5 protein-coding genes are annotated in these 11988 nt (G+C 63.0%); 3 read left to right on the top strand and 2 right to left on the bottom strand.

Going from position 1 to position 11988, the window contains the following annotated elements:
• Positions 1-43: 43 nt before the first annotated feature.
• A complete protein-coding gene (gene phnC, locus FHT86_RS17500) occupies positions 44-880 on the bottom strand; it encodes a phosphonate ABC transporter ATP-binding protein (RefSeq protein ID WP_133708097.1) in 837 nt (278 codons plus the stop codon).
• Positions 881-1461: 581 nt separating this feature from the next.
• Here phnC and FHT86_RS17495 point away from each other — a divergent pair.
• The 3 genes from FHT86_RS17495 (at position 1462) to FHT86_RS17485 (ending at position 9522) form a co-directional block, all read left to right on the top strand.
• Positions 1462-6972: an alpha-2-macroglobulin family protein gene (locus FHT86_RS17495; protein WP_133708096.1), complete on the top strand. Its 5511-nt coding sequence runs from the start codon at positions 1462-1464 to the stop codon at positions 6970-6972.
• 9 nt (positions 6973-6981) lie between these two features.
• Positions 6982-9069 carry a penicillin-binding protein 1C gene (gene pbpC / locus FHT86_RS17490; protein WP_133708095.1) on the top strand — a complete coding sequence of 696 codons (2088 nt, stop codon included), beginning with the start codon at positions 6982-6984 and terminating at the stop codon, positions 9067-9069.
• 93 nt (positions 9070-9162) lie between these two features.
• Positions 9163-9522: a nuclear transport factor 2 family protein gene (locus FHT86_RS17485; protein WP_133708094.1), complete on the top strand. Its 360-nt coding sequence runs from the start codon at positions 9163-9165 to the stop codon at positions 9520-9522.
• A gap of 38 nt (positions 9523-9560) precedes the next feature.
• Here the strand turns inward: FHT86_RS17485 and pheT are convergent, their stop codons facing one another.
• The gene (gene pheT / locus FHT86_RS17480) at positions 9561-11984 is read right to left on the bottom strand and encodes a phenylalanine--tRNA ligase subunit beta (protein ID WP_133708093.1); all 2424 of its coding nucleotides are present in this window, start codon (positions 11982-11984) and stop codon (positions 9561-9563) included.
• Positions 11985-11988: the final 4 nt, after the last annotated feature.

Here is an 11988-nt window from a genome sequence, read left to right as displayed (position 1 = left end):
AACTCCGTGGAATGGACCGGAAAATATGACGGGCAGGCGCCCGTCAAACGGTGGGGAGCGGCTCGGCCCAGACCGGATTGGTTTCCGGGATGATCTGGGGGCGCCCGAACTGGCCGGCGGTGAGGCTTTCGTCGATGGGCGCAGCGCCATCCCCACCATAGATCCGTTGCAGGACGTCGCTGGTCAGGCCCTCCGGACCGCCATCGAAGACGATGCCGCCCTTGGCGAGACCGATGATGCGATCGCAGTAGCTGCGCGCCGCATCGAGCGTGTGCAGATTGCAGATGACGGTGATGCCGTCTTCTCGATTGATCGTCTTCAGAGCTTCCATGACCAGGCGGGCATTGTGCGGATCGAGCGAGGCGATCGGCTCATCTGCAAGTACGATGTCCGGCATCTGCACCAGAGCGCGGGCGATCGCCACGCGCTGCTGCTGGCCGCCGGAAAGGGTGTCGGCGCGCTGCATCGCCTGCGGCAACAGATTGAGGCGATCAAGCGCCTTTGCCGCCATCGTCCGCTCTGCTGCGGAGAACTGCTTGAAGAGGATCGGCAGCGTGCCGTTGGTGGCGACGCGGCCGACGAGAACGTTGGTCAAGACGTCGAGCCGGTTCACCAGATTGAACTGCTGGAAGATCATCGCACAACGGGCCCGCCACAGGCGCAACTCGCGTCCCTTGAGATCGCTGACGACTCTGCCGTCGAACTCGATCGCGCCTTTGCTTGGATCGATCAGGCGATTGATGATCCTGAGCAAGGTCGACTTGCCCGCTCCGGATCGGCCAATAACGCCGACGATTTGTCCTTTGCCGATTTCAAGATCAATAGAATTGACGGCAGTCGACGAGCCAAACGTCTTTGTTACAGCGCTGAGTTTCAGCATGCTGTCTCCAATTTTCCCGCACCAATCATCAAGGAGGTATGCTTTGAAGCGAACCTATTTTCTTGATGGTATGGTTATATATTTGTATTATTCTACCAATAGCGGCGCTATAATTTACTGAGCGATCAAATTATATGTCGCTCTCTCCAATTATACTTTTCAACGTGACATTTGTATTACGAATCCCACCTCGGGTGCGATATAATGGTGCGGACCTCTGAACGTGTCGGTTTCATGTCGGCATGATGAACGCGAAGCCTTGGTCGTAATCTGCTAAAATGCGTTGGAAACCACGCGATAGCATCGAGCCGTCGCTGGCTGCAAAGAAACAACGGCAGGGTTTGGAGCGGTCAAACGCATGCGACCAGATAACGCAGCCGGGATGCTTTCAAGAGCGCCGCCAGGCGCGCCTCCGAAAGCTGCGAAAGTGTGGCCTAAAATAGCGACTTCTTGTCGGAAGGATTGCGCCGGATCGATCGGCATAGTCGCAAACGCTGCGTTTACATCTCGACGCTCGGTTGACAAATTAGCCCGAAGTTTGAAGAGTGCGGCCAATCGAAACGGCAGCGTTGGGGGGACTTATGTCTAAGCGCGCGTTCATCGGACTTTCCGCTTTTTTTCTCGCCACTTTCGCCGCTTTGATGCCGGCGAGCGCCGCCGATGCCAAGCGGCAGGTGGTCACCACGCAGGATGGCGATTACTTCGGCTTCGACCTGCGCACCGAGCAAAACGTAACGCTGGATCAATGCTCGACGTCCTGTATCGGCGATAAATCCTGCAAAGCCTTCACCTATAATCCCAAGGTGAAATGGTGCTTCCTGAAGTCCGATTTCAACCAGCTCAACAGCTTCCCCGGCGCGGTCGCCGGCAAAATCGTCGAAACTGCTGCCGCCAACGAGCCGGATATCGGCGCTGCCCCCGCCCTCCCCTTCCTCTCCGACAATTTTGTGCAAAGCGCACGCGATGCGAAAAGCAGGCTGACGCTCGCCAACGAGCTGAAGGGACAGGGTGTCGAAAGCCTGACAGCACTCGGCCGCATCGAGCTGACCTCCGGCAACGTCAACAACGCATTGAACGCCTTCCAAGGCGCGCTGTCGCTGGCGCCTGATAACGGCGATCTCTGGGTCGAGATGGCGCGGGCCGCCAACACGATAACAAACGACACCACCGTCGCCACCCAGGCGGCCTACGCTGCGCTCAACGGCTATCAGCTTTCCCGCACGACGCGGAGCCGCGCCGATGCGCTCGCCGTGCTCGCCACCTCGCTGCAGAACGCGCAGAATTATCGCCAGGCGCTCAGCGCCTATAAGGCGAGCCTTGCTCTGGTCAGCTCTCCGACGATACAGGCCGCCTATGACGATCTGAGAGCCCGCCAGGGCTTCCGTGTCACCGGCAACACGCTGGATAACGACAACGCCTCGCCACGCGCCTGCCTGCAATTCTCCGAAAAGCTGGTGAAGAGCGGCGTCGACTACACGCCCTTCGTCACCGTCAACGGCGGCGCCCCCAAGGGCGTGGATGCCAAGGACAACCAGATCTGCGTCGAAGGCCTCGACTTCGGCCAGCACTACAAGATTTCGCTGCGCCGCGGCCTGCCCTCCTCCGTCGATGAGGACCTTGCCGCCCAGGTGGACATCGACGTCTACGTCAAGGACCGTACCGCCTCGATCCGCTTCACCGGCGATAATTTCGTGCTGCCGTCGACGGCGCGGCGCGGCATTCCTTTGGTTTCGGTCAACACCACCACCGCCAACCTGAAGCTCTACCGCATCGGCGACCGCAACATCGCCCAGTTGCTCAGCAATTCGCAATTCCTGACGCAGATGGACAGCTATAGCGCCCAGACCATTCAGGACAGCAGCGGCGAACTGGTCTGGCAGGGCTCGATCGATATCCAGCAGGACTTGAACAAGGATGTCGTCACCAGCTTCCCGGTCGACGAGGCGCTGCCGCAGCGCAAGCCCGGTGTCTACGTCCTGACCGCGGTTGCACCGAACGGCGGCGGCCAGGAATGGGATCCGCAGGCGACGCAATGGTTCGTCGTCTCCGATATCGGCGTCACCACCTATGCCGGCACCGACGGCCTGAACGTCTTCACCCGCTCGCTCGGCAGCGCCAAGCCGATCGCCGGCGTCGAACTGCAACTGCTCGCCAAGAACAATGAAATCCTCGGCACTGCGAAGACCGACGCGAATGGCCGCGCCACCTTCAGCGCCGGCCTGATGCGCGGCACGGCTGGCATGACGCCGGCGGTCATCACGGCGCAGAACGGTAATCAGGACTACGTCTTCCTCGATATGACCCGCGCTGGTTTCGATCTCTCCGACCGCGGCGTCACTGGCCGTACGGCGCCAGGCGCCATCGATCTGCTTACCTGGACCGAACGCGGCATCTACCGCGCCGGCGAAACCGTGCATGCCTCGGCTCTTGCCCGCGACGTCAGCTCAATGGCGGTCGAGAACCTGCCGCTCACCTTCGTCTTCCTGCGCCCCGACGGCGTCGAGGACCGCCGCATCGTTACCGACGGTGGCAAGCTCGGCGGCTACAATGTCGACCTGCCGCTGCAGCAGACGGCGATGCGCGGCACCTGGACGATGAACATCTATACCGACCCGAAGGGCGCCTCCATCGGCTCGCAGACCTTCCTCGTCGACGATTTCGTGCCGGATCGCATTGAATTCGACATGACGAGCGACGCCAAGGCGATCGAAGTCGGCCAGCCGACACCGGTCAATGTCGTCGGACGCTATCTCTATGGCGCGCCGGCCGCCGGTCTCAGCCTCGAAGGCGAAGTGACGCTAAAGCCGACGCGTGAAAGCGCCGATTACAAGGGTTACGAATTCGGCCTCGCCGACGAGGGCGCCGGGCAGGACAACAGCGATAGCGACAGCAGCAGCGACAACAAGGCCGAGAGCTCACAAGTGCCGCTCGAAGACCTGCAGGCGCTGGACGAGGACGGCAAGACGACCTTCGACGTCACCATCAACGATACGCCATCGACGACGCAGTTGCTCAACGCCAACGTCACCGTGCGCATGCAGGAGGCCGGCGGCCGCGCCGTCGAGCGCTCGCTGACGCTGCCGGTCAAAGCGGATGGGCCGCGGATCGGCATCAAGCCGGAATTCGACGGCAATCTTGGCGAAAATTCGATCGGCAATTTCCACGTCATCGCGGTCGACCAGAACGGTCAGAAGCAGGCCATGCAGGGCCTGACCTGGAAACTGCTCGGTGTCGAGCGCGATTACCAATGGTATCGCGACGGCAATAGCTGGAAATACGAGCCGGTCACCTCGACCAAGCAGGTTGCTACCGGTACGGTCAACGCCACCACGGACGGAGCGGAAATCTCGGTGCCGGTCACCTGGGGTCGTTACCGGCTGGAGGTGGAGACGGCCGATGCGAACGGCCCGGAATCCAGCGTCGAATTCGACGCCGGCTGGTATGTCGCCTCGACCTCGACCGAAACTCCCGATGCGCTGGAAATTGCGCTCGACAAGGACAGCTACCATATCGGCGACACGGCCAAGCTGAAAGTGACGTCGCGTTATGCCGGCCAGTTGATGGTAACGGCCGGCTCCGAAACCCTAATCTCGGTGACCGACGCCGACATCGGCGCCACCGGCGGCGAAGTCGATATCCCGGTCACAGCCGATTGGGGCGCCGGCACCTATGTGACCGCCACCCTCTTCCGCCCCGGCGACGCGCAGGAAAGCCGCATGCCGATGCGCGCAATCGGCATCAAATGGGCGACCGTCGATCCCGGCGAACGCAAGCTGCAGGTCAAGCTCGATGCGCCGCAAAAGACCCTGCCGCGCCAACCGCTGAACATCGGCGTGCAGGTGGCGGGCGCAGGCGCCAACGAGAACGCCTACGTAACGGTCGCAGCGGTCGATGTCGGCATTCTCAACCTGACGCGCTACCAGCCGCCGGCGCCGGACGACTGGTATTATGGCCAGCGGCAACTCGGCATTGAAATCCGAGACCTCTACGGTCGGCTGATCGACGGCTCGCTCGGCGCGACCGGGCGGTTGCGCACCGGCGGCGACGGCGGACAGGCGGCCTTGCAGGCGAGCCCGCCGACGGAAAAGCTGATCGCCTTCTTCTCCGGCCCGATCAAGCTAGACGCCAATGGCAAGGCCAATGTCAGCTTCGACATTCCGCAGTTCAACGGCACGGCGCGCCTGATGGCGGTCGCCTGGTCGAAGGCCGGGATCGGCCATGCCACGCAGGATGTCGTGATCCGCGACCCGGTCGTCGTCACCGCCAGCCTGCCGAAATTCCTCGCTCCGGGGGACAAGGCCAATCTCCGGCTGGATATCGCCAACACCGATGCGCCTGCCGGCGACTACAAGCTGGCAGTCACAGGCAATTCGGCCGTGACTGTCGATGCCAGCGCCGCGCAGCAGACGGTCAACCTGCAACAGGGCGGCAAATACAATATCACCCTGCCGCTGACCGGTGGACAGCCGGGCGCCGGCACGGTCTCGATCAAGCTGTCGGACGCGTCGGGAATGTCGCTCGACCAATCGGTCGATATCCCGGTCCGGCCGGCGCAATTGCCGGTGACCGAACGGCGGCTGATTACGCTCGCACCCGGCAAGAGCCTGACGGTTAATGCCGACTTGCTCGCGGACAGCGTGCTGCCCGGCGCCTCCGTTAGCGTCAATGTCAGCCGTTCCAGCGCCTTCGACGTGCCCGCTCTTCTGATGAGCCTCAGCCGCTATCCCTATGGCTGCGCCGAGCAGACGGCGAGCAGCGCGCTGCCGCTGCTCTATTTCAGCGAGATGGCAATCAAGAACGGCCTGGCCGACGACACTGAAATCCACAAGCGCGTTCAGGACGCGATCTATCGCGAAATGTCCTACCAGTCCTCGACCGGCAGCTTCGGCCTCTGGGGTCCGGGCTCCGGCGATCTCTGGCTCGACGCTTATGTCACCGATTTCCTGACACGTGCCCGCGAGCAGAAATATATCGTGCCGGATCAGGCCATGGTGCAAGCGCTGGAAAACCTGCAGAATTCGTTGAGCATCAACACCAACGTCAAGGACCAGGGCAACGAGATCGCCTATGCGCTCTATGTGCTCGCCCGCAACAAGAAGGCTTCGATCAGCGATCTGCGCTACTACGCCGACACCATGCTGAACGACTTCCCGACGCCGCTCTCCAAGGCGCATCTGGCGGCGGCCCTAGCGCTTTATGGCGATGCGCAGCGCTCGCGTAACATCTTCGTCGATGCGCTGCAGATGTCGCAACAGGCAGCGGTGACGAAGGTCAGCTTTGTCCGTTCCGACTACGGTTCGTCGTTGCGCGATGGCGCGGCGGTGCTGGCGCTTGCCGCCGAAAGCCGCCCCGTGCCGCCGATCATTCCGGAACTGGCTGGTGTCGTCGCCAAGGAATGGCAGAACAAGACCTACACCAGTACGCAGGAACAGACCTGGATGCTGCTTGCCGCCCGCGCCCTGCAGAACGGCGATGACGGCCTGACGCTCGATGTCAACGGAGCTACCCACACCGGCGCCTACATGGCTCAGATGACCGGCGACGCCCTTATCGGCCATCCGCTGACCGTCACCAACACCACCCGTCAGCCGCTATCGGCTGCCGTGACCACGGTCGCAGCCCCTGTGACACCGCTGCCGGCCGGCGGTGACGGCTTCACCATCGAGCGCAAATATTACACGCTCGACGGCGAAGAGGCGAACATCACTCAGGCGCAGCAGAACGAACGCTACGTGGTCGTGCTGCACGTCACGGAGACCAACGACTGGCCGTCGCGCATTCTCGTCACCGACCTCTTGCCGGCCGGCTTCGAGATCGACAATCCGAGCATCGTCAACAGCGCGCAGTTGTCGAACTTCGACTGGCTGAGCGATGTGCAGCCGGCCCATGTCGAATTCCGCAACGACCGCTTCGTCGCCGCCTTCGATCAGTCGTCGGGCAGCGACCGCGATCTCAGCTTCGCCTATGTCGTGCGCGCGGTTACTCCCGGAACCTACGATCATCCGGCAGCGAGCGTCGAGGACATGTACCGTCCGCAATTCTCGGCCCGCACGGCGATGGGCCGTATGGAGGTGCTGGCAGCGCAGCAGTAAGAACAGGACATGAAGACGCGGTGGAAAATTGCTGTTGGTGTCGGGGTGAGCGCCCTCTCGGTGGTGGCGCTGGCCTTCGGCCTCGACGCCGCCGACCATACCTTTCCGCCGCCGCTGGACAAGGCCGGTATCGTTTCGGCCGAAGTGCTCGATGCCAATGGCGAGCTGCTCCGCGCCTTCGCCACGCCGGAGGGACGCTGGCGGCTGAAGACCGATGTCGCCGATGTCGATCCGCAGTTCCTGCGCATGCTGGTTGCCTATGAGGACCGGCGCTTCTTCGATCATCACGGCGTCGACCCGATGGCGCTCGGCCGTGCTTTTCTGCAGCTCGTCAGCCATGGCCGCATCGTCTCCGGCGGCTCGACACTGTCGATGCAAGTGGCGCGCCTGATCGAGCCGCGCAACGAACGGTCGGTGATGGCCAAGCTGCTGCAGATCGCCCGTGCCATCCAGATCGAGCGGCGACTCAGCAAGGAACAGATCCTCGACCTCTACCTGACGCATGCACCCTATGGCGGCAATCTAGAGGGCGTTCGCGCTGCGAGCCTCGCCTATTTCGGCAAGGAGCCGCGGCATCTGACGGTCGCGCAGGCGGCCCTGCTCGTCGCCCTGCCGCAACTGCCGGAGAAGCGCCGCCCCGACCGCAATCTCGCGAGCGCCGAAGCAGCCCGCCGTCGCGTGCTCGACCGCGCCGCCGTTGCGGCTGCCGTCGGCGATGGCGAGGCAGAGCGGGCAGCACTCGTCCCCGTCCCGGCCAAACGGCGGCAATTGCCGGCCTATGCTGCGCATCTCGCAGAAGCCGCGCTGCGCAAGGAACCCGGCGTGATCCAGCATCATACGACGCTGCGCCGGGACATCCAGCAGGGCCTGGAAGCCGTGGCAGACGAGGCATCGAAGCGGCTGGGGCCGAAGGTCTCGGTCGCCATGGTGATGGCGGATGCGCATACCGGCGACATCGTCGGCGAAGTCGGCTCGGCCAACTATTTCGATTCCAGCCGCTCCGGCTGGATCGACATGACCCGCGTCCTGCGATCGCCCGGCTCGACCCTGAAGCCTTTCATCTACGGCCTTGCCTTCGAAGAGGGATACGTTGCCCAGGAAACCATCATCGAGGACCGCCCCGCCGATTTCTACGGCTATCGCCCGCGCAACTTCGACATGACCTACCAGGGCGATGTCAGCGTGCGCGAAGCGTTGCAATTGTCGCTCAATGTGCCGGCCGTGCGCCTGCTCGACGCCGTCGGGCCGACGCGGCTACTGGTGCGCTTCCGCCGCGCCGAGGTGAAGCCGGTATTGCCGCCCAACGAAGCGCCGGGCCTCGCCATCGGCCTCGGCGGCGTCGGCATCACGCTCAAGGATCTGGTGCAGCTCTATGCGGGCCTTGCCAATCGCGGCAAGCCTATGCGGATCGGCGACGGCATTCAGGATCAGCCGGGACCGATCGAAGGCGAGCCGCTGATGGAGCCCGTGGCGGCCTGGAACATCACCGACATTCTCTCCGACATCATTGCGCCGGCCGGCAGCAAGCAGCTCGGCATCGCCTACAAGACGGGCACCAGCTACGGCAACCGCGACGCCTGGTCCGTCGGCTACGACGGCGCGCATGTGCTCGGCGTCTGGGTCGGCCGGCCGGACAATGGCGCAGTGCCGGGACTGGCGGGCTATGTCTCAGCCGCACCCATTCTGTTCGAAGGTTTCGCCAAGTCGGGCGTCGCCATCTCGCCGTTCCCGCCTGCCCCCATGGGTGCGGTGCGCATTTCCGCCACCGAACTGCCAATCAGCCAGCGGCGTTTTTCGGTCACCGCCGCCGGCCTGCTGTCGGCCTCGACCCGCGAGCCGGCGCCGCAGATCGTCTATCCGCCGGAAGGCGCGCGCGTCGACCTTGGCGCGCGCGGTGGCGCCAGCCCGCTGATGCCGCTGGCACTGAAGCTACAGGGTGGCCGCGCACCGTTCCGCTGGCTTGCCAACGGCAAGCCGCTGCCCGACCTCTCCCGCCGCCGGACCAATCAGTGGGTTCCGGATGGTGCCGGCTATTCGACGCTGACCGTCATCGACGCCGCCGGCCGCGCCGCCAGCGTGCGGGTTTTCGTAGAATAAAACCCGTCAAATCATCGCGATCACGTCGTCGATCTTTTGCCAGTTATAGGCGCCTGTGCTAATTTACCGAGTACTCAAACGAGGAATAGCGAGATGTCAGAAGAGCAAGCAATCCGCGCGGTTGTTCACCTCTATGTCGATGGCATGGCATTCGCGAACGAGCCGGCGCTGCGCAAGGCTCTACACCCACGGGTGGCGATCATAGGCAATTATCAAGGTGCAGTGGAGTGGATGACGCGCGACGAATTCATCGCTGCGATCGTCGAGGAAGGCAGCGCACCGCCCGGTACGGTGCCACTGATGGAGATCGAGCTGATCGATATCGAGGGCGATGCCGCGAGCGTCAAAGTCGTCGACGAATTCGCGGGCATGCGCTTTTCGGATTATCTGTCATTGCTGAAGATCGACGGACGGTGGACCATCGTCAATAAGGTCTATCATTTGCATCGGTGAATTCCACCTCCGCCCCAACGGGGAGAAGGTGAACCTCGTCAGCCCCGCAGTACGCCACCCGTCGTTTTCGTTACGTTGGCGACGATCTTCTGCGTCAGCGTCTCGAAATCCTCGTCGGTCAGCGTGCGCTCGGCCGGCTGGATCTGTACCTCTATGGCGATCGACTTCTTGCCGTCGCCGAGCGATGCACCCTCGAAAATATCGAAGACATTGACGCCGGTAATCAGCTTGCGGTCGGCGCCGGCGGCGGCGCGGGTGATGGCGCCAGCTTCCACCGTCTTGTCGACCACGAAGGCAAAATCGCGCTTGACCGCCTGGAACGGCGAAAGCTCCAGCGCCGGCTTGGTGCGCGTCGCCTTCTTCTTCGGCTCCGGCATAGCATCGACATAGACTTCGAAGCCGGCAAGCGCACCGGTCACGTCGAGCGCTTCCAGCGTCTTCGGATGGAATTCGCCGAAATAGCCAAGCACGACTTTCGGACCCATCTTGATCGTTCCGGAGCGGCCCGGATGGTACCAGGCGGGACCACCCTGCTCGATCTGGATATTGCCCATCGGCAGGCCGCAGGCCTCGATCACCGCCAACGCATCGGCCTTAGCGTCGAAGACATCGACGGGCTTGCCGGCGCCGGTTGCTGCATTCGACCACATGCGGCCGGCGCCCACGAGCGTCGCCGTGCCGCGGCGGATACCGCCGGCGACGCGGCGCTGGCCTTCCGGCCTGTCGTTTTCATAGGTACCGGAGACTTCAAAGATCGCGACGTCGCCGTAACCCTTGTCGGCATTGCGCTGCGTGGCCGACAGCAGGCCTGGCAACAGCGAGGGGCGCATGTCGGACATATCGGCGGCGATCGGGTTCGCGAGCTTCAGCGCATCGGAACCACCGCCGAAGAGCTTGGCCTGATCTTCGGAGATGAACGACCAGGTGACGGCTTCCAGCATGCCGCGGGCGGCGAGCGCGCGCTTGGCGGTGCGGGTGCGGATCTGCAGCGTCGTCAGAATCTTGCCGTTGACGGCATTGTGGCTTGCGAGCGGCGCCGGCTTGATATTGTCGACGCCGTGGATGCGCATGATCTCTTCGACGAGATCCGCCTTGCCGTCGACATCCGGGCGCCAGGACGGAACGGCGACCGAAACGCGCTCGCCGGAGCCGGAGACCGAGAAGCCGAGCTTCGTCAGGATCGACCTGCCCTCTTCCACGGAGACATCAAGGCCGGTCAGACGCTTGACCTCGGAGAACGGGAAATCGACGATCTTGGCGTCATAGCCCTTATAACCCTCGACCTTGGCCTTGGCGGCGATGCCGCCGCAGCAGGCAAGCACCAGTTCGGTCGTGCGCTCGAGGCCGGGAACCATATATTCCGGATCGACGCCACGCTCGAAACGGTAACGAGCATCGGTGATGATACCGAGACTGCGGCCGGTCTTGGCGATGTTCATCGGATCCCAAAGCGCCGATTCGATCAGCACGTCGACGGTGTTCTCATCGCAGCCTGAATGCTCGCCGCCCATGACGCCGCCGATCGACTCGATGCCGTTGTCATCGGCGATGACGACGTTGTTCGGGCCGAGCTTGTACTCACGCTCGTCAAGCGCCAACACCGTCTCGCCATCCCTGGCACGACGAACGACGAGGTTGCCCTTGACCTTGGCGGCGTCGAAGACGTGCATCGGCCGACCCTGATCGAAGGTCATATAGTTGGTGATGTCGACCAATGCGCTGATCGGACGAAGGCCGATCGCTAGCAGCCGCTGCTGCATCCATTTGGGGCTCGGGCCGTTCTTGACGCCGCGCACGAGGCGCAGGGCGAAGCCGGGGCAGAGGCTGATATCGTCGAGGTCGATTTTCAGATCCACCGGCGTTTCACCATCAACGGCGAAGGTCGGTGTCAGACGCGGCTTCAGAGTGCCGAGGCCGGAAGCGGCGAGATCGCGCGCGATGCCATAGACACCGGTGCAATCCGGACGGTTGGGCGTCAGGTTGATCTCGATCATCGGATCGTCCAGCCCCGCATAGGCTGCAAATCCGGTGCCGACGGGCGCGTCTTCCGGCAGATCGATGATGCCGTCATGACTGTCGGAGATTTGCAGCTCCTTTTCCGAGCACATCATGCCGTGGCTTTCGACGCCACGGATATTGCCGACCGTGAGCGTCACGTCGATACCGGGAACATAGGTGCCGGGAGCGGCAAACGCGCCGACGAGACCGGCGCGGGCATTCGGCGCGCCGCAGACCACCTGGACCGGCTTGCCGGAGCCGGTATCGACCATCAGCACCTTCAAGCGGTCTGCCTGCGGGTGTTTTTCGGCTGATAGCACCTTGGCGATGACGAAAGGTTTGAACATCGCCTTGTCATCGACATCTTCGACCTCCAGCCCGATCATCGTCAGGCGGGCGCAGATCTCATCGAGCGTGGCGTCCGTTTCCAGGTGCTCTTTCAGCCAGGAGAGTGTGAATTTCATCTAA

The sequence above is a fragment of the Rhizobium sp. BK313 genome, from assembly GCF_014193655.1.
In the GTDB taxonomy this organism is placed as follows: domain Bacteria; phylum Pseudomonadota; class Alphaproteobacteria; order Rhizobiales; family Rhizobiaceae; genus Rhizobium.
The sequence above is the reverse complement of the archived record's forward strand: the minus strand, read 5'-3'. Positions and strand labels throughout refer to the sequence as shown.

Bases quoted from the DNA above. Each gene is read 5' to 3' on its own strand.
- phnC (WP_133708097.1), bottom strand. From the start codon at position 880: ATGCTGAAACTCAGCGCTGTAACAAAGACGTTTGGCTCGTCGACTGCC.
- FHT86_RS17495 (WP_133708096.1), top strand. From the start codon at position 1,462: ATGTCTAAGCGCGCGTTCATCGGACTTTCCGCTTTTTTTCTCGCCACT.
- pbpC (WP_133708095.1), top strand. From the start codon at position 6,982: ATGAAGACGCGGTGGAAAATTGCTGTTGGTGTCGGGGTGAGCGCCCTC.
- FHT86_RS17485 (WP_133708094.1), top strand. From the start codon at position 9,163: ATGTCAGAAGAGCAAGCAATCCGCGCGGTTGTTCACCTCTATGTCGAT.
- pheT (WP_133708093.1), bottom strand. From the start codon at position 11,984: ATGAAATTCACACTCTCCTGGCTGAAAGAGCACCTGGAAACGGACGCC.